The following is an 18293-nucleotide window of genomic DNA, read 5'->3' as shown; positions in this document are numbered from 1 at the left end:
GCGTCACAAAAACTGCTACACTCCGCCCCTTCATGACATTGTGGTTTTTGTCATCTCTTTTGCGTGTATCTCCCTGAAAACTACACCGGGAACGGTCGGGGCGGTTCGGAGTAGTTATGTCTTTTGATTCCCTGGGTTTAAATCCTGATATTTTGCGCGCCGTTGCAGAGCAGGGCTATCGCGAACCCACCCCAATTCAGCAGCAGGCGATCCCTGCGGTGCTGCAAGGTCGCGACCTGATGGCCAGTGCACAAACGGGTACGGGTAAAACCGCGGGCTTTACGCTGCCGCTGTTGCAGCATCTCATTTCCAATGAACCCCATGCGAAGGGGCGTCGCCCGGTACGAGCATTGATTCTGACCCCGACCCGCGAACTGGCCGCGCAAATCGGCGAGAACGTGCGGGATTACAGCAAATACCTGAACATTCGTTCGCTGGTGGTCTTCGGCGGGGTTAGCATCAACCCACAGATGATGAAACTGCGTGGCGGCGTAGACGTGCTGGTGGCCACCCCTGGCCGTTTGCTCGATCTGGAACATCAAAACGCCGTTAAATTGGATCAGATTGAAATTCTGGTGCTGGATGAAGCTGACCGCATGCTGGACATGGGCTTTATTCACGATATTCGTCGCGTACTGGCTAAATTGCCGCCGAAGCGTCAGAACCTGTTGTTCTCTGCGACCTTCTCCGACGACATCAAAGCGCTGGCCGAAAAATTACTGCGTAATCCGCTGGAAATCGAAGTTGCGCGGCGTAACACCGCGTCCGATCAGGTGACGCAGCACGTCCATTTTGTTGATAAGAAACGCAAACGTGAACTGCTGTCGCAGATGATTGGTCAGGGCAACTGGCAACAGGTGCTGGTCTTCACCCGTACTAAACATGGCGCCAACCATCTGGCGGAACAGTTGAATAAAGACGGCATTCGTAGCGCGGCCATCCACGGCAATAAATCGCAAGGGGCGCGTACGCGTGCGCTGGCTGATTTTAAATCCGGCGACATTCGGGTACTGGTTGCCACGGATATCGCGGCGCGTGGGCTGGATATTGAAGAGCTGCCGCACGTGGTGAACTATGAATTGCCAAACGTGCCGGAAGATTACGTCCACCGTATCGGTCGTACCGGGCGTGCTGCGGCCACCGGTGAAGCGCTGTCGCTGGTCTGTGTGGATGAACACAAGCTGCTGCGCGACATCGAAAAGCTGCTGAAAAAAGAGATCCCACGCATTGCGCTGCCGGGCTATGAGCCGGACCCTTCCATTAAAGCGGAACCGATTCAAAATGGTCGCCAGCAGCAACGTGGCAACGGCAACGGTGGCGGCCGTGGTCGCTCTCAGCAGGGGCAAGGTCAGGGCGGTGCTGGCCGTGGTCAGCAGCAACCGCGTCGTTCTGAAGGCGGAGCGCCAAAATCCGCGGCCAAACCTTCACGCCGACTCGGTGATGCGAAACCGGCAGGCGATAAGCCGCGCCCGCCGCGTCGTCCGCGCCGACTGACGTCGGCAGAATAAGGCAGTCAACGGGAAGCCCGACCACATGGTCGGGTTTTTCTTTTTGCGACCCGTTAAGGAAAGTGCCACAATAGTGGCTGTTTATACAGTATTTCAGGTTTTCTCATGGCATTGACGGCGGCGCTAAAAGCGCAAATTGCTGCCTGGTATAAGGCGCTTCAGGAACAGATCCCCGACTTTATTCCCCGTGCGCCGCAGCGGCAGATGATTGCTGATGTCGCCAAAACGCTGGCCGGGGAAGACGGACGGCATCTGGCGATTGAAGCGCCGACCGGTGTCGGGAAAACCCTCTCGTATCTGATCCCCGGTATCGCCATCGCGCGCGAAGAACAAAAAACGCTGGTGGTGAGTACCGCCAACGTCGCGTTGCAGGATCAGATTTACAGCAAAGACCTTCCTCTGCTGCGAAAAATTATCCCCGATCTCCGTTTTACTGCCGCGTTTGGACGTGGGCGGTATGTGTGTCCGCGCAATCTGGCGGCGTTGGCCAGCACTGAACCTGACCAACAAGATCTGCTGGCATTTCTTGACGATGCGCTGACGCCGAACAATCAGGAAGAGCAAAAACGCTGCGCCAGGCTGAAGGGCGATCTGGACAGCTACAAGTGGGATGGCTTACGCGACCATACCGATATCGCCATTGATGATTCACTGTGGCAGCGTCTGAGCACCGACAAAGCCAGTTGTCTCAACCGTAACTGCCACTATTACCGCGAATGCCCGTTCTTTGTGGCGCGTCGTGAGATCCAGGAAGCCGAGGTGGTGGTGGCAAACCATGCGCTGGTGATGGCGGCAATGGAAAGCGAAGCGGTGTTGCCGGACCCCAAAAATCAGCTGCTGGTGCTGGATGAAGGACATCATCTGCCGGATGTGGCGCGTGATGCGCTGGAAATGAGCGCTGAAATCACGGCGCCCTGGTATCGCCTGCAACTCGATCTCTTTACCAAACTGGTTGCGACCTGTCTGGAACAGTTTCGACCCAAAACCATGCCGCCGCTGGCCAACCCTGAGCGTCTGAACGCGCACTGCGAAGAGCTGTATGAACTGATTGCCTCGCTGAACGCGATTCTGAATCTTTATCTGCCCGCCACCCAGGAGGCGGAGCACCGCTTCGCAATGGGCGAATTGCCCGCAGAGGTGATGGAGATTTGTCAGCGGCTGGCAAAACTCACCGAAATGTTGCGTGGACTGGCGGAACTGTTTCTCAACGATCTCAGTGAGAAAACCGGAACCCACGACATCGTACGTCTGCACCGGGTGATTTTGCAGATGAACCGGGCGCTGGGCATGTTCGAAGCGCAAAGCAAGCTGTGGCGTCTGGCGTCGCTGGCGCAGGCCTCCGGTGCGCCGGTATCCAAATGGGCCACCCGCGAGGTGCGCGACGGGCAAATGCATGTCTGGTTTCACTGTGTCGGGATCCGCGTCAGCGATCAACTGGAAAGACTGCTCTGGCGTAGCGTGCCGCATATTGTGGTGACATCCGCCACGCTACGGTCGCTGAACAGTTTCTCTCGCTTGCAGGAGATGAGCGGGCTGAAGGAGAAAGCGGGCGACCGTTTCGTGGCTCTCGACTCGCCATTCAACCATGTTGAACAGGGGAAAATCGTCATACCGCAGATGCAGTATGAGCCGTCGATAGACAACGAAGAGCAACATATTGCGGAGATGGCGGCCTATTTTCGTCAGGAGCTTGAGAGCAAAAAGTACCACGGCATGCTGGTATTGTTTGCCAGCGGCAGGGCGATGCAACGGTTTCTTGAGCATGTCATGGACTTACGTTTGCTGTTGTTAGTGCAGGGCGATCAGCCGCGATACCGGCTGGTAGAGTTGCACCGCAAGCGGGTGGAAAACGGCGAACGCAGTGTGCTGGTCGGTCTGCAATCTTTTGCGGAAGGCTTGGATCTCAAAGGTGACTTGCTCACCCAGGTTCATATTCACAAAATTGCTTTCCCGCCCATCGACAGCCCGGTGGTCATTACCGAAGGGGAGTGGTTGAAAAGTCTGAACCGTTACCCCTTTGAAGTGCAGAGTTTGCCCAGCGCGTCGTTTAATTTGATCCAGCAGGTGGGGCGATTGATACGTAGCCACGGCTGTTGGGGGGAAGTGGTGATTTACGACAAGCGTCTGTTGACCAAAAATTACGGGAAGCGTTTACTGAATGCGTTACCCATTTTTCCGATAGAGCAACCTGCCGTGCCAGACGTTATAGTAAAAACCAAAGCAAAAGCGACTCGCCGCAGACGGCGCTAATGGTGTGCGCACCCCGCAAGGAGTTTTCGATGGATTACCGCAAGATAATCAAAGAGGTTGGGCGAGGTAAAAATCACGCCCGCGATCTGGACCAGGACACTGCACGCGGTCTGTATACCCACATGTTAAACGGTGAAGTTCCTGACCTGGAAATGGGCGGCGTACTGATTGCGCTGCGTATTAAAGGCGAGGGTGAGGCCGAGATGCTGGGTTTCTATGAGGCGATGCAGAAGCACACTCTTCGTCTGACGCCGCCGGTTGCAAAGCCGATGCCTATCGTGATCCCCAGCTACAACGGGGCGCGTAAGCAGGCAAACCTGACGCCGCTGCTGGCTATTCTGCTACGTAAACTGGGCTTTCCGGTGGTGGTTCACGGGGTGAGCGAAGATCCAACCCGCGTATTGACGGAAACCATTTTTGAAATGATGGGAATTACGCCGACCCTGCATGCGGGTCAGGCTCAGGCCAAACTCGACGGACACCACCCGGTGTTTATTCCTGTCGGCACACTGTGCCCGCCGCTGGAAAAACAACTGGCGATGCGCTGGCGAATGGGCGTGCGTAACAGTGCGCACACGCTGGCGAAGCTGGCGACGCCGTTTGCAGAAGATGCTGCCTTACGTCTTGCCAGCGTTTCTCATCCGGAATATGTCCCGCGTGTGGCGAAGTTTTTTGGTGACATCGGCGGTCGCAGTTTGCTGATGCATGGCACCGAGGGAGAAGTGTATGCCAATCCGCAACGCTGCCCGCAAATTAGCCTGATCGATAACCGTGGTGTGCGCGTGCTTGTGGATCGTCAACGCGAGATGCCCGAGGAGCCGGTACCACTGCCTGCTGCGAAAGATCCTGAAACCACAGCGCGTTGGATTGAGCGTTGTCTGGCGGGTAGCGAACCGGTTCCCGACGCGTTAAAAATTCAGATGGCCTGTTGTCTGGTGGCAACGGGTGAGGTGGAAACGCTGACAGACGGTCTGGCGCGTGTCGGACAGAGTTTTTAACGGATTCGGGTAAAAAAAAAGCCCGTCCAGTGGCGGACGGGCAAACAAAGGGTAACACAGGTCTATGAGGGTTGGTGCAGGGCGTCTGTAGGCAGACAGACAAAAAATTATTTGTAGATAACCGCAGTACCGCTCATTTTGTTGTTGCTGTATGCAGAGGTAATGCTATAGCTGCTTGCGCCAGCAGCAGCGGCTTTCTCAGCCAGTTTCGCTTCCAGGCCGTCCAGCGTGGTGGCGCCTTCCGCAGAAACCACACCGATTTTATTCATGTTTTGTGCCTGAGCAGCCGTCACCGGTTCGGCAGCGAATACGCCAAATGACAGTCCAGACAGAGCGATAGCGGCAACAGCATATTTGATCGTTTTCATTGTTAATCTCTCGCAGGTTATTTTGTTCGTAAGACGATGCTCCGTCGATGTGACAAGTATCACGTTTTTGGGCGGGGGATAAAATCGAATAGAATTGACGGCATTAATCAAAAATATTGAATGACAAATAAATTATTGATTATTAATAAATTCAGGATAGGTATTTACAGTTCTTGTTATTGCTGTTTACAGAGTGAAGGATGACGGCACATTTTGCTATGCAGTCCGCAAAAAAACGTGAGTGTAAAGGAAATCGCATCGCGCGATTATTTCGGTAAAGATAAGTTAACGTAACTGGCTGTCTTTCGATCCTCTGCGATTATATCCTGAAAAAGTTTCATTTTTTGAATCTTTCTCCTGTTGGCAGGTGAGGCATAATCTGACCCCCGGCACCGCTTTGCGTCGGGCGTCGGGGATTGTTTCGCCACACTCTTCGCATTCATGCAGACTTTCACCCTGGGGTAATTCCCCGCGAACGCGCGCGACAGCATCTTCAATGGTATTGTTGATCTGCTCATTCACCGCGTCGTCATTTGCCCATCCGGATGCCATAAGTGTCACCTCCACATTCATTTCATAGGGTAATTGTAGTGAATGTGGGGGCAATAATCGCGCCGTCAAAGCGGTCTCTTCTCAGATCTCAGACCAATCGCGCAGCAGGTTATGGTAGAGGTTGAGTAAAGAGAGGATCTCCTCACTTTCACCGCTGCGGCTTTTGAGCGACTGGATATTTTTATCCAGTTCAAACAGCATGGCGCGTTTCTTATCATCGCGGATCATCGACTGAACCCACATAAACGATGCAACGCGGACGCCCCGCGTTACGGGAGTGACGCAATGCAGGCTGCTGGAGGGATAAAGCACTAAATCTCCGGCCGGTAGCTTCACCGAATGCTGCCCGTAGGTATCATTAACAATCAGTTCCCCGCCGTCATAACTCTCTGGTGAACTCAGGAATAAAGTGGCGGAAAGGTCGGTACGCATCCAGCCGCTTTCCGGATGGCTGCGTACTGCGCCATCAACATGGAAACCATAGGTTTCATTATCCTGATAGCGGTTAAACAATAGCATGGAAATCGTTTTCGGTAAGGCGGCCGAGAAAAACAGCGGGTTCTGGTTGACGGCGGACAGTACCGCCTGCTGTAAAGCGATATACAGCTCGCTGTTGGTATCAACCTGCTGGTTATTTTTGACCTGAGCGCCCTGAACGCCAGTGGTTGCCCGGCCATCGATCCAGTCAGCCTGTTCAAGTTGTTGGCGACATTGCGCGACGCCTTGCGGCGTTAAAACGCCCGGAATGTGATACATCATGTGCGATTCTCCGGAGAGTGGGGCCGGGGGCCCCACGTAATGCTTATCAGAAATGCATATTGGCCGTGAACAGGAAGGTTCTTGGTTCACCCGGATGATAACGGTATCCGCTCTTGTTAATTGAAGAGACGTAGTCAGTATCAAACAGGTTGTAGACGTTCAACTGGAAGTCGAGATTGCGGTTCACGCGGTATCCCAGTTTTGCATCAGCGACCCAATACCCTTCGGTATAAGACGGCGTACCTACCGCACCGTCGGAACCCCGGTGCATACTGCCGATATAGCGCGCGCCAGCCCCGACGGAGAGATCACTGGTGGCTTGATACTGGCTCCACAGTGTAAAGGCGTGTTCTGGCGTATACGGCAGGGAGGAAGACCCATCCTGCGCGACGTCTTTGCCGTCGCGGACGGTGGCGTGTTGTTGAGTGTAACCGCCGATGACTTGCCAGGCTGGCGTGATGTTCCCGGCAATCGACAGTTCATACCCTTCTACGCGTTTCTTCCCGTACTGGGAGTAGGTTCCGTCGTCGTTCTGTTCTACTTCATTTTCGATATCGGTACGGAATAGCGCTGCGGTTAAAAGCAGACGTTTATCCAGCACTTCCCACTTGGTGCCAATTTCGCTGGTTTTCGCTTTCTGCGGTTTGAAGTCAGTACGGTTTGCGCTGTTGCCGCTGCCGCTCTGGGCGAGAGCAAAGTTATTTCCGCCTGGCGGTTGCTGAGAAATGGCGTAGTTAACATAAATATTGCCGTTGTCCGTCAGATGGTACAACGCGCCGGCTTTCCAGTTTACCAGGTTTCCCGATTTCGCGGTGTCCACTGTCGTGACAGGAGAACCTTTCGCTACGCCCGCCGGGCACGCCACCGCGCCGCGACCTGTGCCGCCGCAGGCGGTAGCGCTATCGTACTCGGTACGGTAATTATCGAGTCGAATACCGCCGTTGAGTTCAATGTCGCGCGTGATTTGCAGCGTATCAAACGCGTAGATGCCGAAAGTGTCAGTCTGGCCATTGGCGTTTGCGCCATTACGGGTTAGCCCGCCAATGTGAACGTTGCTATTTGGGTTGTAAATATTGACCGGAGGCGGTGTCAGCGGATTGACACCGTAGTTGGTCTGGGTTTCGCGGGTAAATTCGATACCCGTGCTGATGTCGTGTCCAATAGAGCCGGTATAAAATGTCGACGTCAGGTTGGTCTGGTTAGTGAGGATCTTATTGCTGACATCTTTGGTATTCGCAAGGCGAGACCAGGTCCAGGAGTCAACGTTGTTGTCAGGCTGCGTGATGTTCGATGCGCCGCCCATCACGGCGGTCATCAGATAATCCTGTTTGATGCGTGACCAGCGCGTGGTGTTACGAACGGTGGTGCTGTCGGTCAGGTCATGTTCGAAACGCATGGTGGCGGTGTCGGTCGTGGAGTCGTCGTAGTCAGAATCCGTGCCGTAAAAATTATGTGTATCCACTTTGCCAGAACTGTTGAGTGCGGACGTGCCAGCAGAAGGCGCAGAATAACCAGGTAAACCAATGGTCGGGATCCCGCCGTCTGGCGTGTTGTGCTGAGTGACGTGCAGATAGTTCAGATACAGGCGAGTGGACGTATCCAGGCCGAAAGCGATAGAAGGGGCGACGCCATAACGTTCATTTTTAACGTTATCCCGGCCAGCGTCGTGCGTTTTTTCGCCCATCAGGTTCAGGCGCGCGGCGGTGGTTTCGTCTATTACCTGGTTAATATCCAGCGTACCACGGCGGAACCACGCGCTACCCACGCTTGCCGAGGCATCAATGCCCGAGTCGGTACGCGGCTGTTTGCTGATCATATTGATCGAACCGGTCGGTGCGCTGCGGCCGTAATCGGTCCCGGATGGACCTTTGATCACCTCAACTTGTTCGGTGTTGAAGGTATCGCGCGTGACGCTGCCAATGTCACGCACGCCGTCAATGTAGATGCTGTTTGAGGTATCGGCGCCACGCATATAAACCGCATCGCCCGTGGTGGAGTTGCCGTTTTCGCCTGCAAAGAAAGCGCCAACGCCGGGCACGTTTTTCAACGCATCGGTCAAATTGGTGGCGCCCTGATCTTTGATTACCTGTTCTGAAATCACCGTCATTGTGCGTGTGGTGTCCGCTACCGGGCGTGAGAATTTCGGATCGGCGGATTGCGTCGGAGCATAAAGTGACGGTGTGGAGGCTTCCACCACTAACGTATCATCCTGTTTCTTTGCCTGTTCATCTGCGGCGACAGCGTGTGCTACAGGTGAAAGTCCGATGCATAGACCGGCAAAAAACGTGAGCGAATGGAAGCTACTGGAAGGCAGGTTGCGATTTTTATCCATGTTAATAAGCGACTTTTTATTATTTGATTGATATTTCCACCCCGCGAAGGGGACATCTCTGCGGATGTCATGCCACTGCAGGTCTCGTCAGAGTGAAATCGTAAGTGATAATGATTTTGATAAAGATTATCACTTGGCGCGACTTTCTATCATTCATTGGTAAAAAAATAAATACATTTATTTACATGGTTCTCAAATTTCACACACAGTGTTTACAATTTGAACGAATAGTGAAGCAGCGGTGAGACGAGGGAGAAAAGGAAACTGCATTCAGGACGAATGCAGTTGAGCAGGTAAGAGCATTATTTGTAGATGGTTGCAGTGCCGTACATCTGATTGTTACCGCCAGCTGAGTTAACCACAAAACCTTTAGCGCCTTTCTCACGCGCTTTTTCCGCCAGTTTATCTTCCAGATCGCTCAGGTTAGTTGCCCCTGAAGCGGAAACGGTACCAGATGCTCTTAGCTGTCCGGTTTCTGGACTGGTGATGGGCTGTGCGGCAAATGAGGCAAACGTCAGGCCGGTAAGTACGGTGGCTGCAAGTAATGTGAGGCATTTTTTCATGATGACATCCTCTGAGAAACAACAGGTAGTGCCTGATAAGTTTAGGACGTTAGAAGACGACAATTAACGCAAAAAATTGATGAAGATCTGCTCATTTTTTGAACGATATATATTGACGTATATTGACAAATCAAAGACATAAATCTTGCTTATTTTGGTAGCTCTGGCAGTAAAATTTATGCGATTTGTTGATAACCTTCTGGAGTCATAACGGTTTTCGCCGCTTAAGCATGTTTACCGCGTTGCGTTATACGGGTATCTTACGCCGCTGTTAAAAGGAGAATGCCATGTCCCCCCTGAAACCGGGATTACACCCCCGTAATCGTCACCACAGTCGTTACGATCTCGCGACACTATGCCAGGTCACGCCAGAGCTGGCGCAATTTCTCGTTCGCACGCCAGGCGGCGAACAAAGCATTGATTTTGCCAACCCGCTGGCGGTAAAGGCGTTGAACAAAGCGCTGTTAGCGCATTTCTACGCCGTGACGAGCTGGGATATTCCTGACGGTTTTTTGTGTCCACCCGTACCGGGGCGCGCGGATTATATCCACCATCTGGCAGATCTGCTCGGTGAGACGACAGGCACAATTCCGACCACGGCGAGCATACTGGACGTGGGCGTGGGGGCGAACTGTATTTACCCGCTGATTGGGGCGCATGAATATGGCTGGCGTTTTACCGGAAGTGAAACCAGCGAAGAGGCGCTCGCCAGCGCCCAGGCGATTATTAAAGGCAATCCGGGGCTAACCCGGGCTGTCCGTTTGCGTCGACAAAAGGATCCTTCGGCTATCTTCAACGGCATTATTCACAAAAATGAACAGTTTGAGGCCACCCTGTGTAACCCGCCGTTCCATGACTCGGCCGCCTCTGCGCGTGCGGGCAGCGAGCGTAAACGCCGTAACCTCGGGCAGGATAAAGACGATGCGCTGAATTTTGGCGGCCAGCAGCAGGAATTATGGTGTGAAGGCGGAGAAGTCGCGTTCATCAAAAAGATGATCGCGGAGAGCCAGGCGTTTGGCCGTCAGGTGATGTGGTTTACCACGCTGGTCTCGCGCGGTGAGAATTTACCCCCGCTGTATCGTGCTTTAACGGATGTTGGCGCGGTCAAAGTCGTTAAAAAAGAGATGGCCCAGGGGCAAAAGCAGAGTCGCTTTATCGCCTGGACCTTTATGGATAACGATCAGCGTCGCCGCTTTATGACGCAGAAACGCTGACTGGCCTATAGCGTCGGTTCATCAGGCGGCAGAACCCCTGCCGCCGCAGCCCCCCCGGTCGGCGCCGGTAGAACCTGATACGTTTGTACCGGCGTACGGATATTAGCGAGGTCAAAGTGTTTTTTGACCTGCGTGTCGAGCGCAAAGCGAACAGTCCACTGCTTCAGCGGCAATGTGGTAAACGAGACACGCAACGTAAATGAGGTATTGGTTAAGCCCACAATGCCGGAGAATGACGGCTCGCCAATAATCAGACCACGCACATCCTCTATTTCCATCACCGCCGCAACGGCGTCTTTCAGCGCCTGGTTAGCTTTGTCGGCATCCTCATGACGATCCACATCATAATTCGCCACAACCGAGCCGATACCGCGTACAAAGTTGGCGAAGGTGGTAATCGATGACCACGGAACAATATGATAAGCCCCGGTATCCTGACGTACGCCCACTGAGCGAATAGACATCCGTTCTACTGTTCCGGTTAAAGGACCGATCGTCACCAGATCGCCGGTGTTCATCCCGTTTTCAAACTGGATAAAGATCCCGGTAATAATATCTTTCACCAGCGTTTGCGAGCCGAAGGACACCGCCAGCCCCAACGCCCCGGCACCGGCCAGTAACGGCGCGATATTGACCCCAATTTCCGAGAGCACAATCATAATGGTGATGGTACTGATGATCACCGCCAGCGCATTACGAAACAGGGTAAGCAGCGTGCGCGTGCGGGCGCTGGGCAGCGGACGTCCGTGGACATCGGAGGCCAGACGGTTTTCTATCAGGCTGGCCAGTACCGTCCAGCCGATGGCAGAGAAAAACAGAATCAGCGCGATGCGGATCAGGATATCCACCGTTTTTTCGCCTGCGCCGTAATGCAGCCAGTTCCAGAAGTCGAACAAGCCCCAGGCATTCAGCAGTAACATCGCGGCGATGCAGACCGTCAAGAATCGCGCCACTTTCAGCGCCATCGACAGCCAGTTATTGAGCCGTTTTTGCAGCTCGGGGTAGTTTCGCTGCGTTTCGGGAGACAGGGTGATGGTTTTGGCAATCCAGCGAGAGAACACCCCGGAGATAAACGCGGCGGCACCGATAATAATAAGACTTCGCACCGTGGCGCCCATCATAAATTTCAGGCTATTGCCGGGATCAAACAACGAAAAGAAAAACAGCACGATGAAATAGGCGCTGGCCAGCCAGTGCCACACCAGGGCAAACGCGCGGATAAACAGACTAAAAAACGCCAGCGAACGTTCCGCCAGATCCAGCAGATGCTGGGTGATCTCCCGCTTATTTTTGAAGATCAGATACAGCGCCCATAGCGTGATGCACAGCATGATGATGACGTTTGCCATCGCGCCGACCTGGACATTCACCTGATTGGAGATAATGGGGACGGCGACAATCAATCCATAGCCAATCAGGCTGCTGAGCGAACTTAAACGGCGGTTCCAGTAGCGCGCTCCGGCATCATGAAGATTAAACGGACGCAGCTCTGGTACGCCAGGGCAAAATATCAGGCGCAGGATAGCCTTGAAAAATTCAATCAGCGCAAACGCATTGAGGAACAGACTCTGCTGAAACGCGATGGTCCGACTACCGGCGTTCATTTTGTCGCTCAGTATCTGCCCGAAAAATAACGTCAGCGCCAGCAGGAGCAGGTCGATAATAAACGCACCGACAATGATCGCGGGTAGCTGTAGCCAGTTACTACGATCGCGGTTTTTGTTACGCGCCCACTGCCCCATTTTGCGATACAGCGGCATCGTACACAGACGAATCACCCAGTAAAACGTGAAGACAGCGGCCGCCAGCATTAAAAAATGGGTCAGGGCATTGGTAAACGTGTGTGAATTAAAGGGTTTGTGCGGGGAATCGGTAATATTACGGTAGAGCTGGGCAAACTTCCCTGAGAGCGCATCGCCGTAATGGCGACTGATGTCAGTGACATTCTCCAGCACGGTTTTTTCTTCGGTGAGCGTGGGAGGCGTGATTTTAGGCACCGGTTCTGCAGGCGGCGTCTTAGCGACACTGCGTAACTGCGCAATCAATTCGTTACGGGACGTCTCGTTTTCCAGCACGTCCGCGAGCGCCGCATAGGCCGCTTTCTTTTGTTCGACATCCGGTTGTGCTGTCGGTGCCGTGCCCGCTTGTGATGACGTGCCCGTCGCTACGCCGGGTATCGGAACTGCATGGGCGGGAGCGCCCAGTAAAATGAAGAGGATAAACAAGATCCACCGCATGACTCCTCCAGTGAGAAAGTAAAACAAAAAGATAAGTATAGAGGATGGGGGAGGCAGGATTTGAAATGGGAAAATTCGCAGGGAACCTCCCTTCGTAAAGAAGGGAGGCGAGAGCGGTGATCAGGAGACGTGCTGTAAAAATTCCTGTAAACGCTGACTGGGTGGATTTTTGATCAGCGCTTGCGGGTTACCGTCTTCCGCAATGCGGCCTTTGTCGATAAAGATCAGGCGTGAGGCCACTTTCTCGGCGAAGCCGATCTCGTGTGTCACGATCACCATCGTCATGCCTTCTTCCGCCAGATCCTGCATCACTTTCAGCACTTCGTGGCGCAGTTCCGGATCAAGCGCGGAGGTTGGCTCATCAAACAGCATCATTTTGGGCTTCACTGCCAGCGCGCGGGCGATTGCCACGCGCTGTTGCTGGCCGCCGGAAAGCTCAGAAGGGTAGTGATGCGCGCGTTCTGCCAGCCCCACTTTCGCCAACAGCTCTTTGGCCAGTTTTTCCGCGTCCTCTTTTTTCGTACCGCGCACGCGTTGTGGACCGAACATGACGTTTTCCAGCGCCGTCAGATGCGGGAAGAGGTAGAACTGCTGAAACACCATCCCGGCTTCCTGGCGGATTAAGCGCTCGTCCACCTTTGGATCGTTCACTTTCAAACCATCGACAATCAGATCGCCAGCGGTGATTTCTTCCAGCTTGTTAATGCAGCGCAGCAGGGTGGATTTACCGGAACCGGAAGGCCCGATAATGACCACCACTTCACCCTGCTTAATGTTCAGATCGATGTTATGCAGCACCTGGGTTGGACCAAAATGCTTAGAAACGTTTTTAAATTCAATCACAGGATTTTCATCCTTCTTTCCAGACGACGCAGAATAAAGCTCAGTACCAGCGTAATGATCAGGTAGAACACCGCAACGGCGCTCCAGATTTCCAGTGCGCGGAAGTTACCGGCAATGATCTCCTGGCCCTGACGGGTGAGTTCAGCCACGCCGATCACAATGAACAGTGAGGTATCTTTAATGCTGATGATCCACTGGTTACCCAGCGGCGGCAGCATACGGCGCAGCGCAAGCGGCAAAATGACATGACGAATGGTTTCTGTGCGAGAAAGTCCAAGCGCCAGTCCGGCTTCGCTGAAACCTTTATGTATTGAGAGCACCGCCCCACGCGTAATCTCGGCGATGTAGGCGCCTGAGTTGATCATGATGGTGACGACGGCGGCGCTGAACGGATCAATCCGCAGATCGTTAAACGCCATTGGCAGTGCGAAGTAGATAAACATCACCTGTACGACGATGGGCGTACCGCGGATGACTTCAATAAAGACCAGCGCGACGTGGTTGGCAATCCAACCGCCAAAGGTGCGCGCAAACCCTGCTGCCAGCCCAATAACCAAACCGCCAGCCAGACCGAGGACCGAGATCCACAAGGTCATTTTGGCGCCTTCAATGAGAAGCGGAATGGCGGACCAGATGGCACTCCAGTCAAACTGCATATGTCGTTCCTGTTACCGTGGTGAAATTATTCAAACGCCCATGCTGTGGATGCGAACAGGGGCTAAAACGCAGGCCCGGTAAGCGTGAGCGCCACCGGGCACGACGAGCCGATATTCAGGCTGTTTTATTTAGGTTCAGTACCGAACCATTTTTTGTAGATTTCGTTATAAGTGCCATTTTCACGTAGCGTTTTCAGTGCGCCGTTCACCTTCTCGCGCAGTTCATCGCTGCCTTTCGGGAAGGCGACACCGTATTGCTGTGCTTCCAGAGACTCACCGACCGCTTTGAACTGGCCGTTGCCCGCGGTTTTGATGAAGTACAGAATGTTTGGCGTATCATGCAGAACGGCATCTGCGCGATTGGTACCCAGTTCCATGTACGCGTTATCAATGTTCGGGAACTGACGCAGATCTTTGGTTTTGATGTTGGCTTTCGCGTAATCAACAGAACCGGTTCCGCTCTTCACGGCAACGACTTTGCCATCGAGATCTTTTACGCTTTTGACGTCGTTATTGTTCGCTTTCACCATCACTAACAGACCACTTTTGTAGTAGCCATCAGAGAAGTCGATCGCTTTTTTACGTTCTTCTGTAATGGTGATGCCAGCCAGCGCCAGATCGATGTTTTTGGTTTGCAGCGCAGGGATGATGCCGCTGAAATCCATGGGTTTCAGTTCATAATCCAGCTTCAGTTCTTTGGCCACCGCCGCCCACAGATCCACATCAAAGCCAACATATTTGTCGCCCTGTTTGAATTCAAACGGAACGAAGGCCGTGTCGGTTGCGACGACGAGTTTCTTATCCGCGGCGTGAGAAGATACCGCAAAAGCCAGGGTAAGTGCTGCCAGTGAAACTTTTAATACAGACTTCATAGCATTTCCTTTTTATATCCACGGGGCGATCCCCTGCGAGAACAAAAAATGTAATGAAAAAAACATGCCAACTTTGCAACTCATTGTTTTAACTGACATGTATTTTATGTCATTGCACAATATGTGTAGCAAAGCCGACGCTTCGCACCGTTTTGGGGCACTGAATTAGTGCAGAATTGTCCTGGTGCAAACGGTATGACTATTTAGCGTAAAAATTGTTGCTAAAACAATCTTTAGTTAACGATTGTGTGAGGTGATTATTACAATTAATTCACTTTTGCAGGGAGGGAACTGCCTTTGATGCACTATAAAAGTGCAAAACCCCCGCCAGAGCGAGGGTTATTAGAGGAAATACTTATGGCGTGTTTATTCGATGTTGGATTCAATGAACCACAGGAATTTGTCGAGATCGCGAGAGGCGGCAGTGAAGATATCTGCGGTGTCTTCATCTTTCGCTTCGCTGATGGCTTTACGCACATCGTTGGCGACTATCGCATAGCGATCGGCCAGCTCTTTCAGGTGATCCTGGACGGTATGGATATCCAGCGGATAGCTTTTCAGCGGCGTCTTGCTGTTAATGACTTGCGTTGTGCCTAATGCCACGCCACCCAGCTGTACTGCGCGTTCAGCCATCGTATCAAGGTGATCGGTCAATGCAGTGCGAAAACCATCCAGCATTTCATGTACGGCAATGAAATTGGCACCGCGCATGTTCCAGTGAGCCTGTTTGGTAATCAAGGACAGGTCAATAAACTGGATCACCTGACGATTCAACAGCTCAATTGTCGCTTTCTTATCGCTGTCGGAGACATCGTTACGGGTATAAAGCAGATTAGACGCTTTCGTTTTTACTAATTTAGCGGTACTCATAATCTCATATCCTCTTGATGTTTTGTGTCCCAGGTAATTAACGGAATTAAGTATAGCAGCAGATTTAACGTCTGCTGTTTTGGTTATGCCTATTGCATTAATAGTGCTGATGGTGGGAAATAAAAAAACAGATAAAAATCAAGGTGGTGATTGTTTTGTTGCGTGTTTGTTGCTTATTTGAATCGGGGAATGAAAATGAGAATAAATATGCCAACGAGAATGTCAAAAATAAAAGGATATCAGATGGTTCAGCAGGGGAGAATATTCTGCATGATGACGCACATCATGCAGAACGGCGAAGTTAATTAATATCGACCTGCTTAATTTGGGTTTCACGACGCAGGGTGAGCGTTGAGCCCATTGAGGCCACAATGATGGCACATAAGGCCAGCGTCTGTATCAGCGTCAGGGTCTCCCCGAGGAAGATCATCCCGGAAACGGCAGCCAGGGCAGGCTCCATACTCATCAGCGTGCCAAATGTACGCGTGGGCAGACGTGTTAGCGCTATCATCTCCAGCGAGTAGGGCAGTGCTGTGGAAAGGACAGCCACCGCCAGACCTAATGGGATAATCGACCAGTGCCATAGAGCATCGCCCGCCTGGATGACGCCAAGCGGGACAAAAACCATTGCGGCAATGAGCGAGCCTACCGCGACGGTGGCGGGACCGTGCTCCTCCCCCGCGCGGTGTCCGGTGAGAATATAGACAGCCCAGCAGGTTCCTGCCCCCAGCGCCAGCATCGCGCCGGTAGGATCAACATGGGAGACATCTTGCCCCAGCGGTAACAGAAACCAGAGTCCGAGAACCGCCAGCGTCACCCAAATAAAATCGACAGGACGTCGTGAAGAAAACAGGGCCACCGCAAGGGGACCGGTGAATTCCAGAGCAACGGCAATACCCAGCGGCACTGTCTGAATTGACAGATAAAAGAGGTAGTTCATTCCCCCCAGCGACAGCCCGTAAAACACCAGAGGAAGACGTTGTTCTTTTGCAAAACGCAGACGCCAGGGTTTAAAGAACGCGATGAGGATTAACGTACCCAACGCAAGGCGCAGCGCAGTAACGCCCGGCGCGCCAACGATAGGGAATAGTGTTTTCGCCAGTGAAGCCCCGCTTTGAATTGAGGACATGGCAATAAGTAAAACCAAGATGGGTAACCAGACTGGCGTTTTTCGTGACGACCCCGGCATCTTTTCTCCTGTCAATAAATGTGTAGAAAAGTAAAAGGGGAGTGTAAAGGAAATAACCCTCTGGTGGTTGAGTATTCGTTGAAAAAAAAATTCCAGAAATCCGTAAAATGGGCGTCAGTTGATGGATTAATAATCTGCGTGATTAGGATTAATCTGGATGAACGTGCCATATTTTGCGCGTAATAATGGTGCAATCATGCGGAAAAGTGATGTTATTTGAAAGAGATAGCGAGCCTTGGAAACGTTCTGTTACATGAAAGGCTTCGTTAGACATCGCGAATCGCAAAGAGTTTCTCATCAATATTTGATATATTTAAAGCTTAGGATTTACTTGAAGCACATTTGAGGTGGTTATGAAAAAAATTGCATGTCTTTCAGCACTGGCCGCTGTACTGGCTATCTCCGCAGGTACTGCTGTAGCTGCTACTTCTACCGTTACTGGTGGTTACGCTCAGAGCGATGCTCAGGGCCAGGCCAACAAAATGGGCGGTTTTAACCTGAAGTATCGTTACGAGCAGGACAACAACCCGCTGGGCGTAATTGGCTCCTTCACCTACACCGAAAAAAGTCGTACTAACAGTGCAGGCGATTACAACAAAACCCAGTATTACGGCCTAACTGCAGGTCCGGCTTACCGTCTGAACGACTGGGCAAGCATCTACGGTGTAGTTGGTGTTGGCTACGGTAAATTCCAGGAAACGAACTACCCGGCTGACAAAAACGACACCAGCGACTACGGTTTCTCCTACGGTGCTGGTCTCCAGTTCAACCCGATCGAAAACGTTGCTCTGGACTTCTCCTACGAGCAGAGCCGTATTCGTAGCGTGGATGTTGGTACCTGGATCGCGGGTGTTGGTTACCGCTTCTAATCACGACGGTGATATGAAAAATCCGCCTCTTAAGGCGGATTTTTTTTGTCTATAGAAAACCCCCAGCTAGGCTGGGGGTTCAGTAAAGCTTTCAGCTTTGAGCCAGTTATTAAAACCCCTTTTGATTTGTTAAAACACCTTGCGGTCTGGCAACTGCAAATGTTCAACAAGAAATCAAAAGGGGGTCCCAATGAGGGACGAAAAGAGCTTAGA

The 18293-nt window shown here is 52.4% G+C and carries 16 protein-coding genes; 5 read left to right on the top strand and 11 right to left on the bottom strand.

Annotated features, from left to right (window positions below):
- The first annotated feature begins 116 nt into the window (after positions 1 to 116).
- From rhlE to ybiB, 3 genes are all read left to right on the top strand, one after another.
- Complete coding sequence (gene rhlE, locus CJP72_RS21680; RefSeq protein ID WP_162383373.1) at positions 117 to 1508, top strand: ATP-dependent RNA helicase RhlE; 1392 nt, start codon at positions 117 to 119, stop codon at positions 1506 to 1508.
- 105 nt (positions 1509 to 1613) lie between these two features.
- Complete coding sequence (gene dinG, locus CJP72_RS21675; RefSeq protein WP_162383372.1) at positions 1614 to 3758, top strand: ATP-dependent DNA helicase DinG; 2145 nt, start codon at positions 1614 to 1616, stop codon at positions 3756 to 3758.
- 29 nt (positions 3759 to 3787) lie between these two features.
- A complete protein-coding gene (gene ybiB, locus CJP72_RS21670) occupies positions 3788 to 4756 on the top strand; it encodes a DNA-binding protein YbiB (RefSeq protein ID WP_162383371.1) in 969 nt (322 codons plus the stop codon).
- A gap of 107 nt (positions 4757 to 4863) precedes the next feature.
- Here ybiB and ybiJ read toward each other — a convergent pair whose 3' ends face one another.
- From ybiJ to mcbA, 5 genes are all read right to left on the bottom strand, one after another.
- Positions 4864 to 5124 (bottom strand): DUF1471 family protein YbiJ, encoded by a 261-nt coding sequence (gene ybiJ, locus CJP72_RS21665; RefSeq protein ID WP_162383370.1) that lies wholly within the window; start codon positions 5122 to 5124, stop codon positions 4864 to 4866.
- Positions 5125 to 5409: 285 nt separating this feature from the next.
- Positions 5410 to 5676 (bottom strand): DksA/TraR family C4-type zinc finger protein, encoded by a 267-nt coding sequence (locus tag CJP72_RS21660; protein ID WP_162383369.1) that lies wholly within the window; start codon positions 5674 to 5676, stop codon positions 5410 to 5412.
- Between the two features lie 81 nt (positions 5677 to 5757).
- Positions 5758 to 6435 (bottom strand): PKHD-type hydroxylase YbiX, encoded by a 678-nt coding sequence (ybiX, locus tag CJP72_RS21655; protein WP_162383368.1) that lies wholly within the window; start codon positions 6433 to 6435, stop codon positions 5758 to 5760.
- A gap of 46 nt (positions 6436 to 6481) precedes the next feature.
- Positions 6482 to 8767, bottom strand: a complete 2286-nt coding sequence (locus CJP72_RS21650; protein WP_162383367.1) for a catecholate siderophore receptor Fiu — start codon at positions 8765 to 8767, stop codon at positions 6482 to 6484.
- A 302-nt stretch (positions 8768 to 9069) separates the two neighbouring features.
- A complete protein-coding gene (gene mcbA / locus CJP72_RS21645) occupies positions 9070 to 9330 on the bottom strand; it encodes a DUF1471 family periplasmic protein McbA (RefSeq protein WP_162383366.1) in 261 nt (86 codons plus the stop codon).
- Positions 9331 to 9617: 287 nt separating this feature from the next.
- On the opposite strand from mcbA, the gene rlmF reads away from it, so the two are divergent.
- On the top strand, positions 9618 to 10544 hold the full coding sequence (gene rlmF, locus CJP72_RS21640; protein ID WP_162383365.1) for a 23S rRNA (adenine(1618)-N(6))-methyltransferase RlmF: 927 nt from the start codon (positions 9618 to 9620) through the stop codon (positions 10542 to 10544).
- 5 nt (positions 10545 to 10549) lie between these two features.
- Here the strand turns inward: rlmF and ybiO are convergent, their stop codons facing one another.
- The 6 genes from ybiO to rhtA all read right to left on the bottom strand — a co-directional run bounded on the left by ybiO (position 10550) and on the right by rhtA (position 17211).
- A complete protein-coding gene (gene ybiO, locus CJP72_RS21635) occupies positions 10550 to 12781 on the bottom strand; it encodes a mechanosensitive channel protein (protein WP_162383364.1) in 2232 nt (743 codons plus the stop codon).
- 120 nt (positions 12782 to 12901) lie between these two features.
- Entirely contained in the window at positions 12902 to 13624 is a 723-nt protein-coding gene (glnQ, locus tag CJP72_RS21630) for a glutamine ABC transporter ATP-binding protein GlnQ (RefSeq protein ID WP_162383363.1), read from the bottom strand.
- Entirely contained in the window at positions 13621 to 14280 is a 660-nt protein-coding gene (glnP, locus tag CJP72_RS21625) for a glutamine ABC transporter permease GlnP (protein ID WP_162383362.1), read from the bottom strand. Before glnP ends, glnQ begins: the two co-directional genes overlap by 4 nt.
- A gap of 125 nt (positions 14281 to 14405) precedes the next feature.
- Positions 14406 to 15152: a glutamine ABC transporter substrate-binding protein GlnH gene (glnH, locus tag CJP72_RS21620; protein WP_162383361.1), complete on the bottom strand. Its 747-nt coding sequence runs from the start codon at positions 15150 to 15152 to the stop codon at positions 14406 to 14408.
- Positions 15153 to 15518: 366 nt separating this feature from the next.
- Positions 15519 to 16022 carry a DNA starvation/stationary phase protection protein Dps gene (dps, locus tag CJP72_RS21615; protein WP_162383360.1) on the bottom strand — a complete coding sequence of 168 codons (504 nt, stop codon included), beginning with the start codon at positions 16020 to 16022 and terminating at the stop codon, positions 15519 to 15521.
- 301 nt (positions 16023 to 16323) lie between these two features.
- Positions 16324 to 17211 carry a threonine/homoserine exporter RhtA gene (gene rhtA / locus CJP72_RS21610; RefSeq protein ID WP_162383359.1) on the bottom strand — a complete coding sequence of 296 codons (888 nt, stop codon included), beginning with the start codon at positions 17209 to 17211 and terminating at the stop codon, positions 16324 to 16326.
- A gap of 353 nt (positions 17212 to 17564) precedes the next feature.
- On the opposite strand from rhtA, the gene ompX reads away from it, so the two are divergent.
- On the top strand, positions 17565 to 18080 hold the full coding sequence (gene ompX, locus CJP72_RS21605; protein WP_162383358.1) for an outer membrane protein OmpX: 516 nt from the start codon (positions 17565 to 17567) through the stop codon (positions 18078 to 18080).
- Positions 18081 to 18293 lie beyond the last annotated feature (213 nt).

This window comes from Citrobacter sp. NCU1 (assembly GCF_010231475.1).
Lineage (GTDB): Bacteria > Pseudomonadota > Gammaproteobacteria > Enterobacterales > Enterobacteriaceae > Citrobacter_D.
The sequence above is the reverse complement of the archived record's forward strand: the minus strand, read 5'-3'. Positions and strand labels throughout refer to the sequence as shown.